Genomic DNA, 24,459 nt, shown 5'->3' on the forward strand with positions numbered 1-24,459 from the left:
TCACTCGGAGGCGTCCAGCGCCTGGTCGATCGCCCAGCCGTCGCCCGCGGGGATGAGGATGTACGCGTAGCGATCCTCGTAGGGAAGCGCCTCGTCGGTCTGGTTGCCCTGGTCGTCCACCGTGCTCGTGTAGGTCTCGGACGTGAGCACCGTTACCTGATCGGCGTCTTCGCTCTGGACCGAGGTGACGTTGAGCTTGTAGTCGTCGACCGAGTCGACGAAGCCCTGCGACGCGGCGGTGAAGCTTGCGCAGTCGACGATCTGCAGGCCCTCCCGGAAGTTCTCCGTCGTCGAGGCCTGGAACTTGTCGCAGTCGCCGGTCTGCCACGCCTCGTCGTACAACTCCACCGTCGACACCGCGCTGGCGCGGTCGGCGTCCGACACGCCCTGCGCGCCGTTGACCAGGCCGATGATGAGCGGGATCAGGACGGCGATCGCCACGACGAGGCCGAGGAGCACGATCCCGACCACGACCCAGACGATCCAGAGCTTCGACTTCTTTGGCTCGGTCGCCGAGATGAATCCGCCGGAAGGAGCCGTCCCCCCGGGGAAGCCGCCCGGGTATCCGGGCGGCGCGGACACCGCGGGACTCGCGCCCTCGGGTGCGAGTTCGGCGGGGAGGGATGTCGCGGCATCGATGCCCTCATCCGACGCGGTCTCGCCGGTCTCGGCATCCGGAGTCTGCACGTGCTCCGTCCACTGCGTCCCGTCCCACCAGCGCAGGGCGCCGCGGCTGTCGTCGTACCAGCCCGGAGGCGTCGTCCTGTCGGCCATCAGCTCATCCCTCTCGCGCGTCGGCCATCGGGAGCCGGTCGCCTGTCGAGCCTAACCGAGCGCGCCGCGGCGCTCTCGCCCTGATCGGATGACGCGGGGCGCGCGACGGGGGCGATAGCGTGACGCGCAAATGGATACCTCGGCCACCAATCTCGCCTGGATCATCGCCGCGCTGATCGACCTGTCGATCAAGATCGCCGCGCTCATCATCATCCCCCGTCGCCGGAAACCCACCGCGGCGATGGCGTGGCTGCTCGCGATCTTCCTGATCCCGTACGTCGGCATCCTGCTCTATCTGCTCATCGGCAGCTTCAAGCTCCCGAAGCGACGCCGGCAGGAGCAGGCGCGCATCGACGAGGAGATCCGGGCGAGCGTGCGGACTGCCGGGCTCGAGACGATGGACACCGCGTGGCCGCGCTGGTTCCAGCGCGTCGTGCAGCAGAACGAGGCGCTCACCGGACTCCCCGCCTCGTACGGCAACGAGGCGACGCTCATCGGCGATTACCAGGCCTCGATCGACGCGATGGCCGCCGAGATCGATCGCGCGACGCGCTTCGTCCACGTGGAGTTCTTCATCGTCGCGTGGGACGACACCACCCGCGGGTTCTTCTCGGCGATGGAGCGCGCGGTCGCCCGCGGCGTGACGGTGCGCCTGCTCGCCGACCACCTGCCGTCGGCGAAGATCCCCGACAGCAAGAAGACCTTCGCCGAGCTCGACCGGATGGGCGTGAAGTGGTCGTGGATGCTGCCCGTCCAGCCGTTCAAAGGCAAGTACCAGCGCCCCGACCTGCGCAACCACCGCAAGATCGTGGTCGTCGACGGGCGGGTGGCCTTCATGGGGTCGCAGAACCTGATCGCGCGCACGTACGACCTTCCGGGGAACATCAAGCGCGGTCTGCAGTGGCAGGAGCTCATGACGCGATTGACCGGACCTGTCGTCGCCGCGGTCAACGCCGTGTTCCTCTCGGACTGGCTGATCGAGACGGGCGAGGAATTGACCGACCGGGTGCCCGCGACCGAGCTCACGGCCTCGACCTCCCCGGACGCGCTGCTGTGCCAGGTCGTGCCGAGCGGACCCGGCTACGACACCGAGAACAACCTCCGCATGTTCCTCTCCCTCATCTACGGCGCGACCGAGAAGGTCATCATCACGAGCCCGTACTTCGTGCCGGACGAAGCGATGGTCTACGCGATCACGACCGCATGCCAGCGGGGTCTGGAGGTACAGCTGTTCGTCTCCGAGCAGGCCGACCAGTGGCTCGTCGGCCACGCGCAGCGCTCGTACTACAGCGACCTGCTCGAGGCGGGCGTCCGCATCTTCATGTACCCGGCGCCGTACATCCTGCACGCCAAGCACATGTCGATCGACGATGACGTCGCCTTCATCGGATCCAGCAACATGGACATCCGCTCCTTCAGCCTGAACGCGGAGTCCTCACTGCTCGTGCGCGGCGCGTCGTTCGTCCGGGCGATGCGGGAGGTCGAGCAGGGCTATCGGGATGCCGGGCGCGAACTCACCCTCGAGCAGTGGCGGAAGGAGCCGCTGAAGGCGACGTTCTTCGACGGGCTCGCGCGGCTCACGTCCGCGGTGAACTGAGGTCTCCGACGCTCGCGCACGGCGGCATCCGGGATCACCCTTCCCGCATGATGTCCGGCCGCCGCAGCCTGGGTAGCTTTGGGCATCGTCGGCACCTCGCCGCATCCCTCAAGAAAAGGCAATCAAGTGAATATCTGGGAATTCTTCGTCTGGATCTTCTGGGTCTACGTGCTGATCGCGTGCATCTGGATCTTCATCACCGTCGTCATCGACATCTTCCGCGACCCGAGTCTGAACGGCTGGGGCAAGGCGCTGTGGCTGATCTTCCTGGTGTTCCTGCCGTTCCTGGCTGCGTTCATCTACCTGATCGCGCGGGGCCGCGGGATGACCGAGCGGCGAATCGCCGAGTCCAAGCAGGCTCAGGAGCAGGCCAACGCGTACATCCGCGAAGTGGCCGGCACCTCGCCGACCTCCGAGATCGAGTCGGCCAAGAAGCTGCTGGATTCCGGCGCCATCACGCAGGCCGAGTTCGACGCCCTGAAGGCCAAGGCACTCGCCTGATCAGACCCGTCGTCCCCCGTGCCGCCTCGCCGCGCACGGGGGACGCCGTCGTTCAGGGGGTTCTGATGAGCTCGTCGACCGTACGGACCTCCGCGTAGGCGCTGCCGAGCGCGGCGAGGAACGCCGCGTGGACGTCCGGGCCGGCCACGCGCGTGCCCGCGTATTCGAGATCAGGGGCCGCGCACGCGTCACCCGCCACGGTCACGGAATACCCCAGATCGGATGCCGCCCGCACGGTCGCGTCGACGCACATGCTCGTCATCATCCCGGCGACCACGAGAGAGGAACCCGCGGCGAGGTGGCCCTCGAGGTCGGTCTCGAGGAACGCGTTCGGGTGGTGCTTCGTGACCACGATCTCGTCGTCTGCCGGGGCCACCGCCGGGTGCAGCTGAGCGCCCTCGGTTCCGGCGGCCAGGAATCCGGCATCCGCTTCGAGGCTCTCGTGACGCACGTGGATCACGGGAAGACCCCGGTCCCGGAACGCGCCGAGGAGCGCCGCGGCCCGCTCGGCCGCGGCCTCCGGCCCCACGAGCGGGAAGCGCCCGCCGGGGAAGTAGTCGCGCTGGATGTCGATGAGGATCAGGGTGTCGGGCACGTGGGGAACCCTACTCCCCTGTCTCTCAGGCGAGCGCCGCGCCGAGCTCCGCCACCTGCTCCAGGTCGCGCATGTCCAGAAGCTGGAAGTAGATGCGATCGGCCCCCAGAGCGCCGAGTCGTGCGACCCGCTCGCCGATGTGCGCCGCATCGCCGCAGATCGTGGCTCCGGCGCGGAACTCCTCCAGCGAGCGGCCGGTCGCTGCGGCGCGGCGCTCGAGGACCCGCTCGTCGTCGCCGATGATCGTCGTCAGCGCGACCGAGAGCTTCAGGGTCGCAGGATCGCGATCCACCCGCTCGCACGCTTCACGGACGCGGGCGAAGGCCGTCGCGAGCTCGTCGTCGGGCAGGAAGCCGATGTTGAACTCCGTCGCGAACCGGGCGGCGATCGCGGGTGTCCGACGCGGACCGTTGCCACCGACGATCACAGGCACCGGTCGCTGCACGGGCTTGGGCAGCGCGGGCGAGTCCTCCAGCGTGTAGTGCTCCCCCGCGAAGTCGAACGTGGAGCCCGTCGGCGTCGCCCACAGTCCCGTGATGACCGCGAGCTGCTCCTCGAGGATCCCGAAGCGCTTCTCGGGGAACGGGATGCCGTACGCCCGGTGCTCGGCCTCGAACCAGCCGGTGCCCAGCCCGAGCTCGACGCGCCCGCCGGACATCGCGTCGACCTGCGCGACCTGGATCGCCAGTACGGCGGGGAGGCGATGGGTGGCCGACGACACGAGGGTCCCGAGGCGGATCCACTCCGTCTCGCGCGCAAGGCCCGCGAGCGTCGTCCATGCGTCGGTCGGACCCGGCAGCGGATCACCCGAGCCCATGCGCATGAAGTGATCTGACCGGAAGTACCCGTCGAAGCCGGCATGCTCGGTCGCCCGCGCGAAAGCGAGCTGGTCGTCGTAGCTGTACCCCTGCTGGGGCTCGGTGAAGGTGCAGTACTCCATCACCCCAGCCTGTCAGAGGGCTCGCCCGCCGACGGACGCGACCATCCCCCGGACGAAGAAACGCCCCACGAGGGGGCGTTCATTCTGTAGCGGGAGCGGCGCTCGGCGCAGTTCGCAGGTGATCCTGCAGAAGTCCGGCGTCGAATACTCTGGCAACTGCACTTCGGGGGTGGTCGAAGCGTCCTGGTCAGTCATGTCTGATCGTCGGTCAGCGCAACCCTCGAGCGTTGCGCTGCCCGGCGATCGCTCGCGGCTTAGCCGGCGGGTTGTTGGGCGGGGGTTTGGGTGGTGATGTCGTTTTTGGTTTTGCCTCGTTTGAGCATGGGCCAGTCTTTGGCGGATTGGTCGAGGGCGACGGCGATGATGACGACGAGGCCGGTGACGATCTGTTCGTAGAAGCTGGGGACGTTCAGGAGCACGAGTCCGTTGGTGAGGGCGCCGAGGATGAGGGCGCCGACGAGGGTGCCGGCGATGCGTCCTTCGCCGCCCATCAGGTTCGCTCCGCCGATGACGGCTGCGGCGATCGCGGTGAGGAGGTAGGGGCTGCCGCCTTCTGTCTGTGCGGCGTTGATGCGGGCGACGAGGATGAGGCCGGCGAGGCCGGCCAGTCCGCCGGAGAGTGCGTAGACGGCGATCTTGACCCGGTTGACTCGGATGCCGGAGAGCCATGCGGTTTCCTCGCTGCCGCCGACGGCGATCACGTTTTCGCCGAAGACGGTGCGTCGCAGCAGGAACCAGCTGAGGATGCCGACGGCGGCGACGATGAGAATCATCACGGGGACGCCGCCGATGTAGCTGTTGAGCATCAGCACGAACTCGGGCGGGATGTTGTAGACGGGCTTCCCATCGGTGGTGACGTAGGCAAGGCCCTGGAACACGCTCATCGTGCCGAGAGTGGCGATGAAAGGCGGCAGCTTGAGGCGTGTGATCAGGAGCCCGTTCGCGGTGCCGCAGGCGAGTCCGACGAGGATGCCGATCAAGAGCGCGAGAATCGGGGCAACGCCGCCGCTGACCATGAACGTGGCCGCGACGATTCCCACCAGGCTGGCGATCGAGCCGACCGAGAGGTCGATACCGCCGGTGATGATGACGAAGGTGACACCGAGGCCGATGATCGCGTTGATGCTGGCGGCGACGGCGATGTCACGGAGGTTCCCGATCGTGAGGAACGACGGGCTGAGGATGCCGAAGACGACGAAGATGATGATCGCAGCGCCGAAGATGCCGAGGGTCTGGACGTTGACGCGTGGTCGGCGTCGACCGGTGGTGGGAGTGCTCATTGGGTTCCTTCCGCGACGCCCATAGCGGCGGCTACGAGGGTCTGTTCGTTGATGTCGGTTCCTTCGAAGGAACCGACGAAGCGGCCGGCGCGCATGACGAGCACGCGGTCGCTGAGGGAGATGATCTCGGGGAGATCGGATGACACGACGATGATCGAGTTGCCTTCGGAGGCCAGCCGATCGATGAGCCGATAGATCTCGATGCGACCGCCGACGTCCACGCCCTTGGTGGGCTCGTCGAAGAGGTAGACCGTCGCTCCGCGCCAAGTCCATTTCGCGATCACGAGCTTCTGCTGGTTGCCGCCGGAGAACTGGCGGGCATTCAACTTGACGTTCGCGGGGCGCAGCGACATTCCCTGCGTCTGAATCGTGGCGGTGTCGATCTCACGCTTCTTGCTCACGATCGGGCCCACGGCGTGGAACTGTCGATCGGCGGTCATCGCGATGTTCGCGTATGCCGGGATCTGCAGCACGAGGCCTTGACGCTTGCGCTCTTCCGGGATGAACGCGATGCCGGCGGTGCGACTGGTGTGCGGGTCCACGACTCGGTGCGGCGTGCCGTCGATGGTGATGTGACCGGCGCTGCCCGCGTCGGCGTGGACGATCGCGCGGAGGAGTTCGGTCCGGCCCGATCCGACCAGACCGGCGATCCCGACCACTTCCCCGGCACGAGCAGTCAATTGCAGGGGGGCGGGATGACGTGGGTGACGGATGTCCTTCGCTTCGAAACGGACCGGGGCGTCCGCCTTCACGGGGTGCTCGCGGGTGAACGCGAGCAGCTCTCGCCCGACCATCTTCTGCACGATCTCGTGTTCGCTGGTCTCGCTGATCTCCGCGCGGAACGCGGTCTTCCCATCGCGGAGCACCACGACGCTGTCAGAGACCCGCATCACTTCAGGCATCTTGTGTGAGACGAACAGCACCGCGACTTCACGTTCCTGAACGATCTCACGCACCCTTTCCAGCACGTGCACGGCATTGTGCTCGAGCATGCTCGTGGTCGGCTCGTCCAACGCGATGATCTTCGCGCCGAACGCGAACGACCGCGCGATCGTCAACGCCTGACGTTCCGCCGGGCTGAGTGCCGATACCGGAGTTGAAGGGGTCATCTCGAACCCCATCCGCTTCAAATCGGCGATCACACCCGAGACCGCGTCCGGCGTGTCACGACGCTGAGCCCGGGACTTGCCGAGCGTGACGTTCTGAGCAACGGTCAGCTGCGGGACCACGGCGGGTTCCTGCTGGGCGATGACGATCCCGTCGGCCAGCGCCCGGCGCGGGGAGTACTCCTCGCGCCGGACGCCGTCGATGGTGATCGAACCGCGATCCGGAGTGAGCGACCCACCCAGGATCCCCAGGAGCGTGCTCTTGCCCGCTCCGTTCTCGCCGGCGATGGTGCAGATCTCTCCGGCCTTGACCTCGAAGGTCACCCCATCCAGTGCGCGAACCCCGGGAAAGCTCTTCGCAATGTCCTCGAGCTGCAGCAGTGCATCCATTTCGATCACCTCGTTGTCTCGAAACCTGGGCTGCCGGTTACGGCATACCCTCGGCGTAATCGGCGACGTTCTCGGAATCGATGATGAAAGCCGGAACTTCAATCCACCCGGGAACCTCTTCGCCGGCAAGCAGCCAGAGGCCGACATCGACGCCCGCCGCGCCCTCCTGACCGGGCTTCTGGCTCACCGTCGCCGTGATCCGCCCATTCTGGATCTCGGTCTTTGCCTGCGGGATCCCGTCGGTCCCCACGATCAAGACCTCACCGGTCTTCCCTGCCCGCTCCACCGCGGTGGCAACGCCCAGCGCCATCCCGTCGTTCTGCACGTAGAACGCCTTCAGATCCGGGTTTGCCGTCAGCATCGTCGTCGCGATGTCCTGAGCCTTGGTCTGGTCCCAGTTCGCCGTCGCCGACGCCACCAACTCGAGGTTCGGGTGCTCAGCCAGACCCTCCTTGAAGCCCTCACCCCGGTTCAGCGCGTTCGAGGACCCAGGATCGCCCTCGACCATCGCAACCTGGCCTCCCTCCGGCAGCTTCTGCGCGATGTAGTCCGCAGCCGTGCGACCTGTGGTCAGCGAGTCAGGACCGGAATACACCACGCCGGGCAGAGTGCCCTTCGCATCGTTCAGCACGATCGCGGGAACACCCGCAGCCAGCGCTTCCGTGAAAACAGAGTCCAGCCCCGTCGCCGAGATAGGCGACGCCAATAGCACTGTGCAGCCCTGAGTCAACGCACCCTTGGCCTTATCGAGCTGCTCCGTGATCGAGGCCTCGTCATTGACGGCGAAGATCTGCACCTCCGCACCCAACTCCTTCGCACGATCCTCAACACCCGACGCCACGAACGACCAATACTCGTTCGACAGCGTCCGCGTCACATAACAAACCTTCGCGCCATCCGGAACCGACGGGTCCCCCAACGAATCGAGGACATCCTCATACGGCCGGACCTCATCCGCCTGCACAAGAGAGACGACGTCGGAGCCCTCAGCGGACCCCCCACCACCGTCAGGCGAAGCGGAACAGCCGACGACGCTGACGCCCAGCGCAGCAACAGCGAGAGCAGCGACCGTTAGTCGGGTAGTGCGGGTCATTCTCATACCTTTCATCTTTGTAAGGAGGGTGTTCAGGTCGGGTGTCGCAGGCTAAGCCGACACGAAGAGGGCTTCGGTTTCGCGTCGAAGTTCGAGCGCTGTCGTAAGGGAGTCGTCCATCTTCACGTCATCCCAGTTGACGATCTCGCCCTTCGGGACATCACGGACCAGCTCGACGTGGTGGGCGAGCGCGACGGGCAACGCGTGCGTCGAAGTCGAGCGGGCAGCTGACACGAGCTTGCCCCAGACGGTGTAACCGCCCTCACCGTCGAGGAACTCGCCAGCGGTCAGGTCGCGTTTGGCGGTGGCGACGACATCGGCGTAGAAGCCGACCGGGGATCCGGTCGCGACGCCGCGAATGGCCGCATTGGCGATCGAGATGTTCAACTCGAGCCCGACGTAGTGGTACGGCCGGTAGAGAGCGGCGTACTGCCCGCTGGGGTCCGGGTGCCAGGGGTACTCGACAAAGCAATCGGCGACATATGCATTCGTCGCTTTGACCACAACGAACACGCCCTCTTGGGTGTTGTGGGGGATCCAGTCGCCCTCGCGCGTAACGCTGGACATCACATCAACACTGCCTTCGTGGGCGAGCACCCCTCCCGTAGACGCCGGTCGGCAGATCGTCGCGATCTGCTCGACGTCGCCGGGAGTGAAGGTCAGCCCTTCGTCCGAGGGGACGAGCGCCGCCGCGTTCGCAACGGCCGCCATTTCGATCGCCGCCTTCGTTCCGTCGCGGAACGACGTGTGCATGTAGGGGTTGAGCTGACCGGAGTCGGTGAGCTCCTTGGAGAACTCCCAGTTCTCCCAGACGTTGTCCGGATTCATCTCGTGGTAGTGCGACAGGTACTTGGCTCCCTTGCCCGCGCAGACCACGTCGAATCCGGACGTGCGGGCCCAGTCCACCAACTCCATGATCAGGGCAGGCTGGTCTCCGTACGCCATCGAGTACACAACACCGGCCTGCTCGGCGCGTCGCGCCAGCGCCGGGCCGGCGAGCGCATCGGCCTCCACCGTGACCATGATGATGTGCTGCGTCGCGGCGAACGCGCGCAGGGCGTGATCGATCCCGACGATGGGATTTCCGGTCGCTTCGACGATCACGTCGATGTCGCCGCGGAAGAGCTCGGCCGATGAGCCGACGATGGCGGTCGTACGGTGCTCGAGCGCGTCCGCGACCGAGTCTGCGATCAGCGAGTCCGGCCACCCGGCGAGGGCGAATGCGTTGCGGGCTCGCTCGACGTTGATGTCGGCCACGGCGGCAACGTGAATGCCCGGAATGTTTCGCGCCTGGGCGAGGTACATGTTCCCGAAGCGTCCCGCGCCGATGAGACCGACGCGAATGGGCCGCCCGTCGGCCTCGCGCTGGGTCAGTTGATGGTGAAGGTTCATCTCTAATTTCTCCCTCGTTCGACCCTGACGAGGAAGGCCGCTGATGCGGTGGACGTCGGTGTCGAGAAGCGATAAAGTGGTAACGGTTCCACTTTTGTACCACTCCGATTTACGCACCGTCAAGGACCGAGCCGAAACTCGGTGTCGGATGAGCCTCGCTAGCATGGCGGACACGATGGGAGGATCGCGATGAGGAAGCAGCCGACGATCCGGGACGTCGCTTCTGCCGCGGGTGTGTCCGTCGCCGTCGTGTCCCGGGTCATCAACGAAGGGACCGGCCCCGTCGCTGCGAAGACGCGCGACAAGGTGATGGAGACGATCGAGGAACTCGGTTTCCGCCCGCGCGCGGCGGCTCGGAGCCTGGTCAGCGGTACGACGACCATCGGCCTGATCGTGACCGACCTCGAGAATCCCTTCTTCGCGCGGTTGGCCGACCGGGTCGTATGGGAAGCGCGGGGCGCAGGACTGCAGGTGCAGCTCATGACGACACAGGAGGACGCACAGCTCGAGCGGGAGATCCTGGATCGCCTCCAGGATCGGTCGGTGGCGGGGATCATCGCCACACCGACGGGTGCGAACGTGGACAAGTGGCATCGGCTTTTGGATCTGGGAGTGCCGATCACATTCGTGGACCGGGCGATCCGCGACCTGCCGATCGATGTCGTCCGCATCGAGAACGTGACCTCCTCACAGGAGGCCACGGACCACCTGCTCGACCTCGGCCACGAGCGCATCGCGTTGATCTCCGGCCCATCGACGACGACAACCGGAGCGGAGCGCGTCGACGGCTACCGCCGCGCCCTCGAGGCACGCGCCATCGCATACCGCAGCGAGCTGGTGCACTCGGTGCGCTTCCGTGGCGACGCAGGCGCGGACGCCGTCGGGTCGCTCCTGGACCTGCGAGAGCCTCCGACCGCTCTCATCGTGGCGAATACCGCGCAGGTCAGAAACGCCCTTCGGCGACTGGCTCAGACGAGGATCGCCATCCCGGAGGACCTTTCCGTCGTGGTCTTCGACGACAATCCCTGGACCGAACTCGTGAGCCCTCCGCTCAGCGTCGTGCGCCCCCCCACGAGCATGCTGGCGGTGCACGCTCTCGAACTCGTCTCTGCGCGCCTGCGCGGCCGGGTCACCGACGAGCCGCGGACGATCTCCGTCCCGGCCGAGTTCGTGGCACGCTCGAGTACCGTCACCATCACACCGAACCCCTGGAGGGCACCCCACTCATGACAGATGTGATTGTCACCGCCGTGTTCCACGCATCCGCTGGCGCCAAGGAGCGCTTGCTCGCGGCACTGCGTGCGGCGATCCCGAGCGTCCACGCCGAGCCTGGGTGCGTCCTCTATGCGATTCACGACGCCGACGATGACTCGATCGTCATGATCGAGAAGTGGACGTCGCGCGCCGCACTCGACGCGCACGCTGCAGGACCCGCCGTCGAGCGTCTGAACGAACTGATCGCTCCGCACCTGGACCGTCCGGTCGCTGTCACCACGATGCTTCCGCTCGCGGCAGGAACCACCTCACAAGGCATTCTCTGAGTCCGGTTTCGGCGCCGGCAGACTGCGCGTGCGGAGCGCGATGCCGCCCAAACCGTGCTGACCACCCTGCGACGAACGAAGAGGCCCCACAAGGGGGCCTCTTCGTTCGTAGCGGGAGCGGGGCTTGAACCCGCGACCTCACGATTATGAGTCGTGCGCTCTCACCAACTGAGCTACCCCGCCGCGTCATGCCGGTGGATGAACACCGGATGCTGCGAGCCCCGAGTCAGGATTGAACTGACGACCCCTTCCTTACCATGGAAGTGCTCTGCCACTGAGCTATCGGGGCGTACCCAGGCGCACCTGGGCAACTAGAAGAGAATACCAGAGCGACGGCATCCGTCTGAATCGGAGGTCAGCCGCCCGCGTGCTCCCGCAGCCACGGGATCGGGTCGATCGGAGTCGTTCCGTTCATCAGGATCTCGAAGTGCGTGTGAGCGCCGAACGACCGACCGGTGTTGCCGGTGTGCCCGACGATCTGGCCGACGGTGACGTGGTCGCCGACCTCGACTTGACGCGATCCGTACAGCATGTGCGAGTAGCTGCTCGAGACGAGCTGGCCGTCGATGATGTGATCGATCACGATGTGGACGCCGAACGCACCGCCGGAATCGGTGGACTCGCGGACGACGCCGTCGGCGACGGCCTGGATCGGAGATCCTTCGCCCGGGGTGAAGTCCACGCCCTCGTGCATCGTCCCGTCGCGCATGCCGAAGCCGTAGCTGATCGGCACGCCGACCGCGAACGGCCACTGGATCGGCGAGTTCGGGTCGTTGACGAAGAAGTTCGAGAAGTTCGAGATGCCCGAATCGGCGGCGAGCTGCGCCATCGTGAGTGTCGTGTAGGTCTCGGAACGGCTGATCGGCGCGCTCTGCATGTCCGACGGCGTCACGTACGCCTGGATCTCGCCGGCCTCAGGGGCGACATCCCCCGCGGCGACGGTGAGGTTCGTGGTGCCGGCCTTCGACGCCGGCGCGGCGACCGCCTCGGCAGGCGTGGTCAGTCCGACCGTCAGGAGCCCGACGATGCCCATCACGCCGAGCGAGAACGAGGCCGCGGTGACCCGCTTGAACGACGCGCCGCGCGGTCGACGGGGCGCGACATGCGTGACATCCGGCTTCTCGTCCGCGACCGGCTCTTCCACAGGGCGCTGGATCGCGGTCTCACCCGTGAACGAGAACAGCCGTGCAGCGGCTTCGAACGCGTCGGCGGCCGCGTCCGGCGTCGCGGCGGCGGCCTCGTCCGGCGTCGCGGTGGCGGATGCCGCATCCTGGGCGTCTTCGGCGGCGATCACGACAGGCTCGGCCGGCACCTCGTCGAAGATGAGCTCCTCGACGGTGGTCACGGGCTGCGCGTCCGCCACGGGCTCGGCGACCTCGACCTCCGCCTCGACGGCGGCGGGCTCGGCCGGGCGATTCGCGCGGCGGCTGCGACGCGTCAGCGGCGCGGCGACCGGCTCCGCGGTCTCGGTGCCGAGCGCCTCTGCGGCGAGCGCGTCCGCGGCGACCGCCACGGCGACGACGGTCTCCACCGCTGCGATGACGGATTCATCCGAGGGGGCCTCGGTCACGGCATCCGGAGCGCCGGCTGGCCGCGACGCGCGCCGACGCAACTCTGCACGCGAGAGCCCTGCGGTCTCCACCGGCGCCGAGGACGGCGTGGCGGAGGGCTTCCGGCTGGAACGGCGCGTCGGGGCGGCGTCAGCCTGGAGGGCATCAAGAGGCAATGCGCAGAGGGGCTCTCAGATCGTGTCGCAAAGGGGGGCAACGGTCGGATGTCGGGCTTGTGATCACTTCCGCCGGTTCGGGTGACGAAAGTAACGATCGGGTAAAGACTATCCGGACCGACCTGAGAATGCCATGTGCGGCACACCCCGGCGGACCGGATCGCTCCTTCTCGATCTTTTCACGAACCGACCGCGGCGGCGAACAACCCGCCGAACAGCGTCGGCCCGGCAGCGACGAAAAGCGGCCTCCCGGGATCGTCCGTGAGCTCCGCACGGGCGAAGCGGCCGCCCGCCTCGGTCACCAGGAGAGCCCCGGCCGCGTGATCCCAGGGGTTGAGTCCGCGCTCGAAGTAACCGTCGAGCCTGCCTGCCGCGACGAAACACAGATCGAGGGATGCCGCTCCGATGCGCCGCAGATCGCGCGCCAGCGGCATCACACGGGCCACTCTCGCAAGGTCGCCGGCGTGCGTCGCGGGGTCGTACCCGAACCCGGTCCCCAGCAGGGCGCCCGCCGCGGACACGGGCTCATTCACCGCGAGACGCTCGTCGCCGAGCCACGCCCCACCGCCGGCCGACGCGTGGAACAGCTCGCCGGAGACGGGATTGCACACGGCACCAGCCAGACCCTCCCAGCGATCGGGCACCGGCTCGCCGCGGACGGCGGCGATGCTCACGGCGTACGCGGGGATGCCGTACGCGTAGTTCACGGTGCCGTCGATCGGGTCGACCACCCACGTGATGCCGCTCGCGCCGCTCTCGGCGCCGGACTCCTCCCCCAGGAAACCGTCATCGGGCCGCTCGGCGGCGAGCCTTCCGCGGATGAGGTCCTCCACCTCGCGGTCGGCTTCGGTGACGATGTCGGCGATCGAGGACTTCGTCGCCGCGATCGCCACACCCTCGGTCCGCCGCCGGTGGGCGAGCTCCGCGGCCTCCCGCGCGATGTCGATCGCGAGTGCTTCGAGCTCGTGCGCTGATGCCATACCTCCACGCTATCGGGGTGGGTCGATCGCGCCGCTCGCCGGTTAGCGTGGAACCATGCCGCACACTCACGATGTCGTGATCGTCGGCGGAGGCCACAACGCTCTGGTCGCCGCCGCCTACCTCGCCCGCGCCGGGCGTTCGGTGCTCCTCCTCGAGCGCCTCCTGCACTTCGGCGGCGCCGCGGTGTCCGAGACGCCGTGGGAGGGGGTGCAGGCCCGGCTCTCGCGGTACTCCTACCTCGTGAGCCTGCTGCCTCGCCGGGTGATCGACGACCTCGGCCTGCGCATCGACCTGCGTCGCCGCCGCTTCTCGTCGTACACGCCGGATCCGGCGGATCCGGCGGATCCGGAGCGCGGCATCCTCATCGACACCGCGGATGCCGCCGCAACGGCGGAATCGTTCGCCAGGACGACCGGCGACACGGCGGAGGCGGACCGCTACGCCGCGTTCACGGGACGCCTGACGCCGCTCGCTCAGCACCTGTTCCCGGGGGTGACCGAGCCCCTCGTTCGTCGCGCGGCGGTCAGGGACGGCTTCGCCGACCGCGATCTGTGGGACGCGATCGTCGAGCGACCGCTCGGCGGACTCCTGCGCTCGTCGCTGCAGAGCGACCTCGTCCGCGGCATCGCCCTCACGGACGGGCTCATCGGCACGTTCTCTTCGGCCGACGACGCGAGCCTGCGCCAGAACCGCTGCTTCCTCTATCACGTGATCGGCGGCGGGACCGGTGACTGGGACGTCCCCGTCGGCGGGATGGGGCGCGTGAGCGGCGAGCTGGAGCGCGCCGCGCGCGCCGCCGGAGCGGACCTGCGCGCCGGTGCCGAGGTGGTCGCCGTGAGCCCCGACGGCGAGGTGCAGCTCGCGGGCGATTCCGCGGCCGTCATCCGCGGGCGGCTCGTCCTCAGCGGGGTCGGCCCCGCCGTCCTGGCACGCCTGCTCGCCGCCGGAGGTGCCGACGGCGTGGTGGCACGGGAGCAGCCGGAGGGCGCGCAGATCAAGGTGAACATGCTGCTTCGTCGGCTCCCGCGGCTCCGGGATCGGACGGTCTCCCCCGAAGCCGCGTTCGCCGGCACGTTCCACATCAACGAGAGCCTGTCACAGCTCGACGACGCCTTCGCGGTCGCCACCGGCGGCGGCATCCCCGATCCCCTCCCCGCCGAGATCTACTGCCACTCGCTCACCGACCCGTCGATCCTCGGTCCGGACCTCCAGGCCGAAGGCGCCCAGACTCTGACTCTGTTCGGCCTGCAGGTTCCGCACCGCCTGCTGAGCGGACACGATCCGGATGCCGCGCGCGCGGCGCTGCTGGAGGCGGCGACCCGCTCACTCGACTCGGTGCTCGCCGAGCCGATCGCGGACTGCGTGTACGTCGGGCCGGACGGCCTCCCGTGCGTCGAAACCAAGACCACCGGCGACCTCGAGCGTGCGCTCGGGATGGCGGGCGGGGACATCTTCCACGGCGGTCTGTCCTGGCCGTGGGCGGACGACGAGGAGCCGCTGAACGGGCCGGCGCAGCGCTGGGGGGTGGCCACCGCGCACCCGGGCGTCCTGATGTGCGGATCGGGCGCGCGGCGCGGCGGTGCCGTGAGCGGCATCGGCGGGCACAACGCCGCGATGGCGGCCCTCGAAATCCTCGACTGAGGTGTCGGCCTACGACCGCGGCGGCAGCGGCGGAGGCGGCGGGAAGCCCTCGTAACCGTGCGGCACGGTCGGTTGTTGCTGCGGTGCATTCTGGGCCCCGGCATCCGGCTGCGCCGCCCACTGCTGATCGACACCCGGCTGCGGCGCCCACTGCTGACCGGCAGGCGCGGCGAACGGCGCGACCGGGGCGATCGCCTGCGCCGTCTGCGACGGGTAGCCGGTGTAGTAGGCATTCCAGTCCGGTGAGCCGTCGGGCATGATCGGCAGCGGCGTCACGCCGTCGGCATACGTCGGCCACGGGGGCAGAGCCGGCGCGGCGGGCGGGGCCGTGAGGTAGGCCGGCTTCGGCTTGCGCGGCGCGAAGAGCACGTTGACGAGGGGCACGAGCGCGGTGCCGACGGCGGCGAGGATCGTGATCGCGACGACGAAGCGCCAGTACAGGTCACGGAAGTCCACCCACTCGGCCAGCATGAGCGGCAGAACGAGCATGATCGCGAGGATCACGACGAGGGAGATCGTCACGATCGTGATGATCTGCGTGAACGTCGTGACGTGCCGCTGGAAGGCCTTCGTGTAGAGACGGATGTGCAGCAGGGCCAGCTGCAGGACGAGCACGATCAGCAGGAACTGGATGAAGCGTCCGAAGCCGCCGAAGGAGTAGCGCTCCGGCATCCAGATGAGCACCGCCCCGATCAGGAGCGTCACCACCCACGTCGCCATGCTCGCCAGCGCGAACCACGCGGGCCGCCGGGCGGCGAGGTGCGCATCCATGATCGCGACACCGGCGAAACCCGCGAGGAGCAGGATCGTCAGGAACGCGCGGCCGACGATGCCGTTCTGCGATCCGATCAGCACCCAGATCACGCAGACGATCGCGGCGGCGATGAGGGCGCCGATCGCGACCCAGATGGCCGCCCGGACGAGCGAGGACGCCGACGGGTCGAATGTGGCGTCGCGAGTGTTCGGATCGGGCGCGGTCATGGCGTTCCTCTCGTCGGCGGGAGCTTGCGCTCACGGCCATCCTGGCATGCGCGCCCCCGGCACCGGAGGGTTCTCCCCAGGCCGGATCACTCGACGAGGCGGGCGAGGCCCTCGATCACTTCGGCGCCCGGGAGCGCAGCCAGCACCGCACCCGGGAGGAAGATCTTGCTCGCGCGCACGCCGCCGCCGATCACCACCTCGGGAGATGCGGCGACCGCCGCATCGATCAAGACCGGCCACGTTGCGGGCAACCCGATGGGCGTGATGCCGCCGTACTCCATGTGGGTCAGCGCCACCGCCTCATCCATCGGGGCGAAGGAGGCGGTGCGCGCGTCGAGCCGACGCCGGATCACTCCGTTGACATCGGCGCGCGTGGTCGCGAGGACCACGGCGGCCGCGAAGCGCTCCTCGCCGCCTCGACGCCCCCTGATGATCACGCAGTTCGCCGAGACCTCGGGGGCGACGCCGTAGCGCGCGCAGAACTCGGCGGTGTCGGCGAGGGTCGCATCGATCGGCGTCACGCCGACCTGGGCCGCGAGGGTCTCGTCCAGTGAGGCCAGCGCCGCCGCCACCGGTGCGGCGACGAGGTCCAGGTGCGCCGTCGCGGGCAGGGCGGTCAGGGTTCCGGTCGCGTGCCAGGGCATGCCACGGATCCTATGGCCGCCGACCGCCGGGCCGCGCCACCGGGAGGCGGCGCGGACCCGGCGGTCGGCATCCCCTCAGCGTCGGCCGAGGTTGCGGATGATCGCGCCGACGAGGACGACCGCGCCGGCGGCCGCGGCGATCACGACGGCGGGGCGCTCGCGGTAGGCCTCCTTGAGCTTGTCCGTCCACTCGCCCGCGACCGTCCGCGTCTGCGCGACGAGCTGGTCGACGTCGAGGTCGCCGGCGGCGTCCTTGAGCTTCTCGCTCGCGGCCTTCGCGGCATCGGCCGCGGCGTCGGCGGCCTTGCTCACGGATGCGGCGACATCGGATGCCGCTCCCTTCGCGCCTTCCACGACGTCGCTGATCTTGTCCGTGACCTTGTCGGTGACATCGCCCACGGTTCGCGATGCGTCGGCCGCGGCTGCCGAGGCCCGCTCGTTGACGTCCTCGGCGATCTGCTCGGCCGTCGCTCCGAGCGACTCTGCGCCGTCGGCGGCGGCCTCGCGCACCTTCGCGGCGGCGTCGCGCGCTGCCTGCGTGGCCTCTTCGGTGTTGCCCTGGGTGTCGCTCATGATGTGTCCCTTCGTGGGGTGCGGTCGCGTCATCGTACGCTCGCTCTGGGCTCCGTCGCAGGCCACGAGCATGGGGTTGTCAGCGCGCGAAGGCGGTGGTAGGCCGACCTGGGCGTGCACGACTCCTCAAGATCTCGGGTCCGGCAGGGCTCCCGGGCCCGGTACGACCAACACCGGCCCGAGAGTGAGGAGTTGTGCACGGCGGGCCGAGGGCCGACCGGCGGCGTTCCGCCCAGAAACGCGAAATGCCCCGCCGAAGCGGGGCATTTCCGAGCGTGGCGAGTGAGGGATTCGAACCCCCGAAGGCTACGCCGGCTGATTTACAGTCAGATCCCTTTGGCCGCTTGGGTAACTCGCCAGGGCGCACCCGACCGGCTTGTACAGTCGAGCGGAGGCGCGATCACCCATCTTACGCGTCCGGAGCGCGGCGGAAAAATCCGCGCCGCCGAGCGCGGTCAGGTACCGATCCGGTCGAGGTCGATCTCCGCCAGGGACTCGGGAAGACGCAGCAGCGCACCCTCGAATCGGCACGTCGCGGCGGCGACGTCCATGGCCCGTTCGAGCACGGCGCCCCAGGCGTCCTCCCCCTGCGGTCCGCCGTCCCCGAGGGCGGCCACCGCGGCCGCGAAGGCCGCGTCGCCGGCGCCCATCGTGTCGACGATGCGCCCCGGAAGGTCGGAGATCGGACGCGTCACGGTGACGTCACCCGCCTCGACCGTCGCCCCCGCCGAACCCTGCGTCGCCAGCACGGCCCGCACGCCGAGGTCGACGAGCCGGGTGCGCAGAGCGTCGAGGGGCTCGTCGTAGAGAAGCTGTGCGTCATCCTCGCCCACCTTCACGAGGGCTGCTTCCGCCGCGAGGCTCTCGAACCCGCGGACGAACGCGGACCGGTCCTTCAGCATCCCCGCCCGCGGATTCGGGTCGATCGCGAGCGCCGCCGATCCGGAGCCGAGAGCCTCCGCCAGGAGGCGCGTCTGCTCGATGTCATCGAAAGGCCAGCAGCTGACCGCGACGATGCCCGCCTCGGCGAGCGCCGCGCGCGTGTCGGCGCCGAAATCGAGCGCCCGCGCCTGCGCGGCGGCGTTGAACTCGTACACCGGCTCGCCGCCCGGACTGCGCGTGCTGACCGCTCGCGAGGATCCGTGCGGCGACGGCGAGGAGATGAGCTCGACGCCGTAGTCGCGCAGGTAGCTCCGGATGTGCGCGCCGGCCTCGTCGTCGCCCACCATCGCGACAAGGGTCGTCGGCACTCCGAGGCGCGTCAGCCCCACGGCGACGTTGAGAGCCGCCCCGCCGACGAACTCGCGGATGCCGGTCTCATCGCGCAGCTCGTCGATCAGCGCATCGCCCACGACGACCACCCGGGCGTTCATGCGTCAGCCCTCGCCGCATCGCGCACCCGCTCGATGAAGGCCTCGGCCCGACGACGGGTACCGTCGATGCGCGCATCCACACTCGCCCGCACCTCATTGGGAGCGAGCGGCGCCGCGAGCCGGACGTTCTCGTGGCACGACAGATCGGCGCACATGTACGTGCCCACCGCATCGCCGCGGCGTCCCGCCTCACCCGCCTTCCGCGCCGAGAACAACGTCACCTGGTCGGCGGGCTGCATCGTGTGGCACACGTTGCACAGAGCGGATGCCGCTCGCGAGTTCCCGTCGGCGGCGCGGAGCACGATGCCCACCGGCCGGTCGTCCAACTCGCCGATGAGGTAGCCCCGCCCCCTCGTGCGCGGATCGCGCCACGCGAGGAAGTCCTGGTGGAACCAATCGGTCAGGACGAAGTCGTGCGGCAACGCCAGCACCCGCAACTCATCCTCGTCCGCATTCACGAACACCCCACGGATGTCGCCTTCGGTCAACTGACGCATGAAGCCTCCTCGCCGCCTCGGATCAGTCTACGAAGATCGCTCTTCCGCCGGCGGGTCGGGCTTCACGAGTCGGTATCGAGTGCCGCGATCTCCGCGTCGGCGATGCCTCCCGCCTGCGGCAGCGTCGCGGAAGCGGATGCCGTCGCCGGCGGCGGCTGGATGCCGGGCAGCGACCACACCGCGAAGGTCGGGCCTTCGGCGGAGAGCACGATCCCGCCGTCCTCGGCGACCCCGAGGGTCGCGTCTCCGAACGCCGACACGGCGGAGCCCGCACCGTGCACCGCTGCCGCAGGCAGCGCGATGTCGAGGTCATCGCGCGCGGCGACCACGAGCACCACCCCCTCCGTGGACTCGCGGACGAACACGACGCCCTCCGGTCCCACGTGCAGCCAGCGCAGCCCGCCGTCGCCGAGAGCCCGGTGGGAGCGGCGCAGCCCGATGAGCTCGCGGTACAGGTCGATCCGTGCGCTCACGTCCGGCTCCTCGATCCGGTCCCACGGGATCGGCGTCCGGCTCATCTCGCCATCGATACCCGTGAGCCCGAACTCGTCGCCCGCGAAGACGACCGGGATGCCCGGGAGCGTCATCGAAAGTCCCACGGCCACCGGGATCGTGCCCGGCAGCGCGCGGGTCGCGAAGCGCGCGGTGTCGTGCGTGTCCAGCGGCAGCATGGAACCGAGCCGCACGCGCCACGGCAACTGGCTCGTGAACCGCTGCATCTGCGCGACGAACTGGGTCGCGTCGTAGCTCGGCATCCCGGTCGGGATACCGAAGTACCACATCTCGTCGGTCTCCTCGCCGAACGCGTTGATGTGCGGGATGCCGGTCGGATCGCTCAGCCAGGCCCACAGTCCCCGCGTGAAGGCGGGGTAGGTCATCGCCCCATGCCATGCGTCCCCCTGAAGGTCGCTCGCGGCATCGTTCGTGGACTCGGCCACCAGCAGCGTCTCGGGCTCGATCTCGATCATCGTGCGGCGGATCGCGCGTCGCACGGACTCGTTCAGGTCGATGTCGCGGAGCCGCCCGGTCATGTTGGCGACGTCGATGCGCCACCCGTCGATGCCGTACGGCGGCGACAGCCACTTCGCGACGATGGAATCCGCCCCCTCGGTGAAGCGTCGGCGCAGCTCGTCCGAGCTCCAGTCGAACTTCGGCAGCGTCGGGGCGCCGAGCCATGATTCGTAGTCCTCGTTCTCATCATCGAGGAAGTAGTAGAACGCGCTCTCGGGCGCCTCGGGGTGACGGTGGGCGGCGCGGAACCACTCGTGCGCCGAACCGGAGTGGTTCGAGGTGAGATCGCCCATGATGCGGATGCCGCGCGCGTGCGCCGCATCGATCAGGCGGAGGTAGGCGTCATCGCCGCCCAGCAGCGGGTCGACCTCGTCGAACCGCGCCGCGTCATACCGGTGGTTGGACTCCGCCGGGAAGATCGGCGTGTGGTAGATCATCGTGACCCCGAGCGCGGCGATGTGGTCGAGGTGCTCAACGATGCCGTCGAGGTCGCCCCCGAAGAACTGCTGGCCACGTCCCGGGGGCACCGGGATGAGCTCGTCGTCCCACTGAGCGGGGATCGCCCATTCCGGGGTGGGGCGGTCATCAGCCGCAGCCGATCGCGCGAAGCGATCCGGGAAGATCTGGTACATCACGACGTCGCTCGTCCAGCTCGGCGGCGGATTGCCGGCCACGAGCGCGAAGTCGACCGCGTCCAGCGTGTCTATCCCGCTGAGCCCGCCCTGGCTGAGGATCTCGACACGGCCGCCGTCGTGCACGAGGTGCCAGCGATAGCCGTGGCGCGGGTTGGCCACGACGATGCGCGCCGACCACCACTCCCACCCGTCCGACTCGCCGTCGAGCGAGGCCTCCACCCACAGCGGCTCGTGATCGGGGTTCGACCGCACGAGCACACGCTCGAGCGGTCCATAGCCGACGGGGACACGCACACGGACGGTGACCTCGTCGCCGATCTCCGGCGAAGAGTTCGAGACGTACAGCGGTGAGCCGTCGTGGTGGGGTTCAAGGGTGGTCATGGTGTGCCTTTCGAGGAGACGGGCGGCAACGCCGCCGAGGAATCGACGTGGTTGCACGGCCGGTCGCCATGGCAGAGCCCTTGAATTGTTCTTCAGTTATACCGAACGGATGCCGCGCCCGGCGGCATCCGTCACTTCACCGAACCCGAGACCAAGCCGCCGGCGATGTACTTCTGCGAGAACAGGAAGATCAGCATCACCGGGAACGCCGCGAGGATCGCGCCGGCCGAGAAGATGCCCCAGTTCTGCGACTGGAAGCCCGACACGAGCTGGAAGAGCCCGATCGCCACGGTCTGCTGGTTCGGGTCGGTGAGGATGACGCTCGCGATCGCGAACTCGCCGATCGTTCCGATGAAGGTGAGCAGACCCACCACGATCAGGATCGGCGTGACCAGTGGGAGCATGATCGTGAAGAACACGCGCGCGTGTCCCGCGCCGTCGATCTTGGCGGCCTCGTCCAGCGCCGGCGGGATCGTGTTGAAGAAGCCGTACATCAGGAAGATGTTCACGCCGAGCGCGCCGCCCAGGTAGATCATGATGAGCCCCGCGTGCGTGCCGAGGCCGATCGCCGGGAACACGTCGCTGATCTGGATCATGAGAAGGAAGATCGCGGTGATGGCCAGCAGCTGCGGGAACATCTGCAGCACGAGAAGGGTCGCCAGGCCGAATCGGCGTCCGCGGAAGCGCATGCGCGAGAACGCATACGCGCCGAGCGCGCAGAGGAAGACGGTGGCGACGCTCGTCACGATCGCGATGATGAGCGAGTTCACGTACCAGGTGGCGTACGGGATGCTCGGGTCGTTGAACAGCCGCTCGTAGTTGCGCGTCGAGAACGACGAGAACAGCTGGTTCGAGCCGGTCAGGGTCCCCACCGGGTTGAACGATGCCGAGACGATGTACAGCAACGGGAACAGCGCGAAGATGATCGCGACCCAGGCCACGATGTGCCGCCAGCCCGTGTCGGTGAACCATCGTTTGAAGCTGCGCCTGTTCTGCGGCGGAGCGACGGTGGTCTGCGCGGGAGCCAGGGCGGAGCCCACGAGCTCCCCCTCGACCGCGCCCTGGCCGGAGAAGGTTCCGACGACGGCGTCCTGCATGGCGGCGCGCTCGCGACGCGTGCCGGCGGAGTTGGTGTTCTCGCTCATCAGTTGATGTCCTCCAGTGCCTTGGTCTGCCGGAAGCTCACGATCGCGACGACCGTCACGATGATGAAGATGAGGATCGACAGCGCCGATGCCAGGCCCAGGTCACGACCGCCGCCACCGCCGAAGGCGACCTTGTAGACCATCGTGATCATGATGTCGGTGGCTCCGACGTCGAGGGTCGTGTCCGTGAAGCGCGGATTGCCTCGCGTCAGCATGTAGATCACGCCGAAGTTGTTGAAGTTGTATGCGAACGTCGCGATGAGCAGCGGCGCGACCGCGACGAACAGCAGCGGCATCTTGATCGAGCGGAAGATGCGCCACGCGCTCGCGCCGTCCATCTTGCCCGCTTCGACGATGTCGTCGGGAAGCGACTGGAGGGCCCCGGTGCACACGAGGAACATGTATCCGTATCCGAGCCACATGTTGACGAAGATCACGCTGAAGCGTGCCAGCCACGGGTCGGCGAGCCAGGGGATCGACGCACCTCCAAGCAGCACTTCGTTGATGTAGCCGAACTCCTGATTGAGCATGCCCGCCCACACGAGGCCCGTGAGGTAGGCCGGGAACGCGTACGGCAGGATCACGAGGATGCGGTAGATCCGCTTGCCGCGCAGGGTCGGGTGGTTGAGCACGATCGCGAGGAAGAGGCCGAACGCGAAGCAAACGAGGGTGGACAGCGCGGCGAATGCGAACGTCCACACCGTCACACGCAGCAGGGGGTCGCGGATCTGCTCGTTCGTGAAGACGCTGGCGAAGTTGTCCCACCCGATCACGACACGCCACCCGGGCGTCAGGGTCGCCCCGTCCTCGGCGCGGAAGTTGCCCTCGCCGTCGTCGACGTAGACCTGACCGGTCTGGGTGTTCGTGAACGTGTCCGCGGCCTCGTCATAGGCCAGGCTCGAGACGAACACGTACGCGTTCTGCCCATCGGACGTGCGCAGCGTGCCGTCGTTCACGTCATCGGTGACCTGGACGTTGAGGTCGAGGACCTGGTCCTGAAAACGGATGATCTGGTTCAGGTTCAGCTGGTCCCAGCCGTCGGGCGCGGCGTTCACGCTCTCGAGGGGCTGCTCGTTCGTGCCGAACGAGAGATCGCCGCCGGGCTCGGCGACCAGCATCCCGAACTGGTCGCCCTGCTTGAACACCTGCACGGTGTACGACGGCGAATCGGGCACGCGATCCTGGGAGGTGCGGATGATCTGGGCGATCGCATCCTCTTTGGTGCTGTTGTGCGCGTCACCGGCATTCGTGAAGGCGATGTAGCCGGTGTAGATGATCACGAAGATCTGGAAGATCGCGAGGAAGAAGAGTCCCGGTGTCAGGTACTTGCCCGGCAGGAGGCCAGGGCGGAGGTAGATGAAGTTGACGAGCGCGACGACGATCACCAGCACGCCGGCGGCGATCCAGTCGCCCTTGCCGATCAGGATGTAGACCGCGAGGATCGCGACCGCATCGATGATGCCGAGCAGGATCACCTTGAACAGGAGGGCGATGAGGCCGCCCGAGGTCAGACGCTTCTTGGGCGTGAAGAGGGGGTCATCGCCCCAGCGGTTGAGCGAGGAGCCTCCGGCGGTGCCGGTCGGCTTCACCGTCTCCTGATCAGCGGTCGCCATCGATGGACGCTCCTTCATCGCAGTGTCGTGCCTCAGAGATTAGACAGGT

General features: G+C 68.1%; 22 protein-coding genes and 3 tRNA genes. 5 read left to right on the top strand and 20 right to left on the bottom strand.

Annotated elements, in window-relative coordinates:
• Positions 1–774 carry a DUF2510 domain-containing protein gene (locus tag ABD197_RS13815; RefSeq protein ID WP_344055436.1) on the bottom strand — a complete coding sequence of 258 codons (774 nt, stop codon included), beginning with the start codon at positions 772–774 and terminating at the stop codon, positions 1–3.
• A 130-nt stretch (positions 775–904) separates the two neighbouring features.
• On the opposite strand from ABD197_RS13815, the gene cls reads away from it, so the two are divergent.
• The gene (gene cls / locus ABD197_RS13820; RefSeq protein WP_344055437.1) at positions 905–2,371 is read left to right on the top strand and encodes a cardiolipin synthase; all 1,467 of its coding nucleotides are present in this window, start codon (positions 905–907) and stop codon (positions 2,369–2,371) included.
• A 126-nt stretch (positions 2,372–2,497) separates the two neighbouring features.
• Entirely contained in the window at positions 2,498–2,872 is a 375-nt protein-coding gene (locus ABD197_RS13825; RefSeq protein ID WP_344055438.1) for an SHOCT domain-containing protein, read from the top strand.
• Positions 2,873–2,924: 52 nt separating this feature from the next.
• Here ABD197_RS13825 and ABD197_RS13830 read toward each other — a convergent pair whose 3' ends face one another.
• The 6 genes from ABD197_RS13830 to ABD197_RS13855 all read right to left on the bottom strand — a co-directional run bounded on the left by ABD197_RS13830 (position 2,925) and on the right by ABD197_RS13855 (position 9,785).
• The gene (locus ABD197_RS13830) at positions 2,925–3,467 is read right to left on the bottom strand and encodes a cysteine hydrolase family protein (RefSeq protein WP_344055439.1); all 543 of its coding nucleotides are present in this window, start codon (positions 3,465–3,467) and stop codon (positions 2,925–2,927) included.
• Positions 3,468–3,492: 25 nt separating this feature from the next.
• A complete protein-coding gene (locus ABD197_RS13835) occupies positions 3,493–4,407 on the bottom strand; it encodes an LLM class F420-dependent oxidoreductase (RefSeq protein ID WP_344055440.1) in 915 nt (304 codons plus the stop codon).
• A gap of 254 nt (positions 4,408–4,661) precedes the next feature.
• Positions 4,662–5,687, bottom strand: a complete 1,026-nt coding sequence (locus ABD197_RS13840) for an ABC transporter permease (RefSeq protein WP_344055441.1) — start codon at positions 5,685–5,687, stop codon at positions 4,662–4,664.
• Positions 5,684–7,183, bottom strand: coding sequence for a sugar ABC transporter ATP-binding protein (locus ABD197_RS13845; protein ID WP_344055442.1), 1,500 nt, complete (start codon positions 7,181–7,183; stop codon positions 5,684–5,686). Before ABD197_RS13845 ends, ABD197_RS13840 begins: the two co-directional genes overlap by 4 nt.
• Positions 7,184–7,220: 37 nt before the next feature.
• Positions 7,221–8,276, bottom strand: a complete 1,056-nt coding sequence (locus tag ABD197_RS13850) for a sugar ABC transporter substrate-binding protein (protein WP_344055443.1) — start codon at positions 8,274–8,276, stop codon at positions 7,221–7,223.
• A gap of 51 nt (positions 8,277–8,327) precedes the next feature.
• A complete protein-coding gene (locus tag ABD197_RS13855) occupies positions 8,328–9,785 on the bottom strand; it encodes an NAD(P)H-dependent oxidoreductase (RefSeq protein ID WP_344055875.1) in 1,458 nt (485 codons plus the stop codon).
• 72 nt (positions 9,786–9,857) lie between these two features.
• Here ABD197_RS13855 and ABD197_RS13860 point away from each other — a divergent pair, with 72 nt between their 5' ends.
• Positions 9,858–10,898: a LacI family DNA-binding transcriptional regulator gene (locus ABD197_RS13860; RefSeq protein WP_344055444.1), complete on the top strand. Its 1,041-nt coding sequence runs from the start codon at positions 9,858–9,860 to the stop codon at positions 10,896–10,898.
• Entirely contained in the window at positions 10,895–11,209 is a 315-nt protein-coding gene (locus ABD197_RS13865) for a putative quinol monooxygenase (RefSeq protein ID WP_344055445.1), read from the top strand. Before ABD197_RS13860 ends, ABD197_RS13865 begins: the two co-directional genes overlap by 4 nt.
• A gap of 109 nt (positions 11,210–11,318) precedes the next feature.
• Here ABD197_RS13865 and ABD197_RS13870 read toward each other — a convergent pair.
• The 4 genes from ABD197_RS13870 to ABD197_RS13885 form a co-directional block, all read right to left on the bottom strand.
• Positions 11,319–11,392 (bottom strand) — tRNA-Met (locus ABD197_RS13870).
• Between the two features lie 34 nt (positions 11,393–11,426).
• Positions 11,427–11,498, bottom strand: a tRNA-Thr gene (locus ABD197_RS13875).
• Positions 11,499–11,564: 66 nt separating this feature from the next.
• Positions 11,565–12,779, bottom strand: coding sequence for a M23 family metallopeptidase (locus ABD197_RS13880; RefSeq protein WP_344055446.1), 1,215 nt, complete (start codon positions 12,777–12,779; stop codon positions 11,565–11,567).
• A 335-nt stretch (positions 12,780–13,114) separates the two neighbouring features.
• Positions 13,115–13,915 (bottom strand): inositol monophosphatase family protein, encoded by an 801-nt coding sequence (locus ABD197_RS13885; RefSeq protein ID WP_344055447.1) that lies wholly within the window; start codon positions 13,913–13,915, stop codon positions 13,115–13,117.
• Between the two features lie 55 nt (positions 13,916–13,970).
• Between ABD197_RS13885 and ABD197_RS13890 the strand changes: the two genes are divergently transcribed.
• A complete protein-coding gene (locus ABD197_RS13890; RefSeq protein ID WP_344055448.1) occupies positions 13,971–15,557 on the top strand; it encodes a phytoene desaturase family protein in 1,587 nt (528 codons plus the stop codon).
• A gap of 9 nt (positions 15,558–15,566) precedes the next feature.
• On the opposite strand, the gene ABD197_RS13895 is transcribed toward ABD197_RS13890, so the two are convergent.
• The 9 genes from ABD197_RS13895 to ABD197_RS13935 all read right to left on the bottom strand — a co-directional run bounded on the left by ABD197_RS13895 (position 15,567) and on the right by ABD197_RS13935 (position 24,410).
• Positions 15,567–16,538 carry a hypothetical protein gene (locus ABD197_RS13895; RefSeq protein WP_344055449.1) on the bottom strand — a complete coding sequence of 324 codons (972 nt, stop codon included), beginning with the start codon at positions 16,536–16,538 and terminating at the stop codon, positions 15,567–15,569.
• A gap of 86 nt (positions 16,539–16,624) precedes the next feature.
• Positions 16,625–17,182, bottom strand: a complete 558-nt coding sequence (locus tag ABD197_RS13900) for a YbaK/EbsC family protein (protein ID WP_344055450.1) — start codon at positions 17,180–17,182, stop codon at positions 16,625–16,627.
• 75 nt (positions 17,183–17,257) lie between these two features.
• On the bottom strand, positions 17,258–17,755 hold the full coding sequence (locus tag ABD197_RS13905; RefSeq protein WP_344055451.1) for a hypothetical protein: 498 nt from the start codon (positions 17,753–17,755) through the stop codon (positions 17,258–17,260).
• 276 nt (positions 17,756–18,031) lie between these two features.
• Positions 18,032–18,113: transfer RNA gene (locus ABD197_RS13910), tRNA-Tyr, on the bottom strand.
• A 97-nt stretch (positions 18,114–18,210) separates the two neighbouring features.
• Positions 18,211–19,128: a PfkB family carbohydrate kinase gene (locus ABD197_RS13915; protein ID WP_344055452.1), complete on the bottom strand. Its 918-nt coding sequence runs from the start codon at positions 19,126–19,128 to the stop codon at positions 18,211–18,213.
• A complete protein-coding gene (locus ABD197_RS13920) occupies positions 19,125–19,625 on the bottom strand; it encodes an FBP domain-containing protein (protein ID WP_344055453.1) in 501 nt (166 codons plus the stop codon). The genes ABD197_RS13915 and ABD197_RS13920 overlap by 4 nt, the downstream gene beginning before the upstream one ends.
• Positions 19,626–19,687: 62 nt before the next feature.
• Complete coding sequence (locus ABD197_RS13925) at positions 19,688–21,652, bottom strand: glycoside hydrolase family 13 protein (protein WP_344055454.1); 1,965 nt, start codon at positions 21,650–21,652, stop codon at positions 19,688–19,690.
• Between the two features lie 131 nt (positions 21,653–21,783).
• A complete protein-coding gene (locus ABD197_RS13930) occupies positions 21,784–22,797 on the bottom strand; it encodes a sugar ABC transporter permease (protein ID WP_344055455.1) in 1,014 nt (337 codons plus the stop codon).
• Entirely contained in the window at positions 22,797–24,410 is a 1,614-nt protein-coding gene (locus tag ABD197_RS13935; RefSeq protein WP_344055456.1) for an ABC transporter permease subunit, read from the bottom strand. Before ABD197_RS13935 ends, ABD197_RS13930 begins: the two co-directional genes overlap by 1 nt.
• Positions 24,411–24,459: the final 49 nt, after the last annotated feature.

The organism is Microbacterium lacus (assembly GCF_039531105.1).
Classification (GTDB): domain Bacteria; phylum Actinomycetota; class Actinomycetes; order Actinomycetales; family Microbacteriaceae; genus Microbacterium; species Microbacterium lacus.

Bases quoted from the DNA above. Each gene is read 5' to 3' on its own strand.
- ABD197_RS13815 (WP_344055436.1), bottom strand. From the start codon at position 774: ATGGCCGACAGGACGACGCCTCCGGGCTGGTACGACGACAGCCGCGGC.
- cls (WP_344055437.1), top strand. From the start codon at position 905: ATGGATACCTCGGCCACCAATCTCGCCTGGATCATCGCCGCGCTGATC.
- ABD197_RS13835 (WP_344055440.1), bottom strand. From the start codon at position 4,407: ATGGAGTACTGCACCTTCACCGAGCCCCAGCAGGGGTACAGCTACGAC.
- ABD197_RS13840 (WP_344055441.1), bottom strand. From the start codon at position 5,687: ATGAGCACTCCCACCACCGGTCGACGCCGACCACGCGTCAACGTCCAG.
- ABD197_RS13845 (WP_344055442.1), bottom strand. From the start codon at position 7,183: ATGGATGCACTGCTGCAGCTCGAGGACATTGCGAAGAGCTTTCCCGGG.
- ABD197_RS13850 (WP_344055443.1), bottom strand. From the start codon at position 8,276: ATGACCCGCACTACCCGACTAACGGTCGCTGCTCTCGCTGTTGCTGCG.
- ABD197_RS13860 (WP_344055444.1), top strand. From the start codon at position 9,858: ATGAGGAAGCAGCCGACGATCCGGGACGTCGCTTCTGCCGCGGGTGTG.
- ABD197_RS13865 (WP_344055445.1), top strand. From the start codon at position 10,895: ATGACAGATGTGATTGTCACCGCCGTGTTCCACGCATCCGCTGGCGCC.
- ABD197_RS13885 (WP_344055447.1), bottom strand. From the start codon at position 13,915: ATGGCATCAGCGCACGAGCTCGAAGCACTCGCGATCGACATCGCGCGG.
- ABD197_RS13890 (WP_344055448.1), top strand. From the start codon at position 13,971: ATGCCGCACACTCACGATGTCGTGATCGTCGGCGGAGGCCACAACGCT.
- ABD197_RS13895 (WP_344055449.1), bottom strand. From the start codon at position 16,538: ATGACCGCGCCCGATCCGAACACTCGCGACGCCACATTCGACCCGTCG.
- ABD197_RS13900 (WP_344055450.1), bottom strand. From the start codon at position 17,182: ATGCCCTGGCACGCGACCGGAACCCTGACCGCCCTGCCCGCGACGGCG.
- ABD197_RS13905 (WP_344055451.1), bottom strand. From the start codon at position 17,755: ATGAGCGACACCCAGGGCAACACCGAAGAGGCCACGCAGGCAGCGCGC.
- ABD197_RS13915 (WP_344055452.1), bottom strand. From the start codon at position 19,128: ATGAACGCCCGGGTGGTCGTCGTGGGCGATGCGCTGATCGACGAGCTG.
- ABD197_RS13920 (WP_344055453.1), bottom strand. From the start codon at position 19,625: ATGCGTCAGTTGACCGAAGGCGACATCCGTGGGGTGTTCGTGAATGCG.
- ABD197_RS13925 (WP_344055454.1), bottom strand. From the start codon at position 21,652: ATGACCACCCTTGAACCCCACCACGACGGCTCACCGCTGTACGTCTCG.
- ABD197_RS13930 (WP_344055455.1), bottom strand. From the start codon at position 22,797: ATGAGCGAGAACACCAACTCCGCCGGCACGCGTCGCGAGCGCGCCGCC.
- ABD197_RS13935 (WP_344055456.1), bottom strand. From the start codon at position 24,410: ATGGCGACCGCTGATCAGGAGACGGTGAAGCCGACCGGCACCGCCGGA.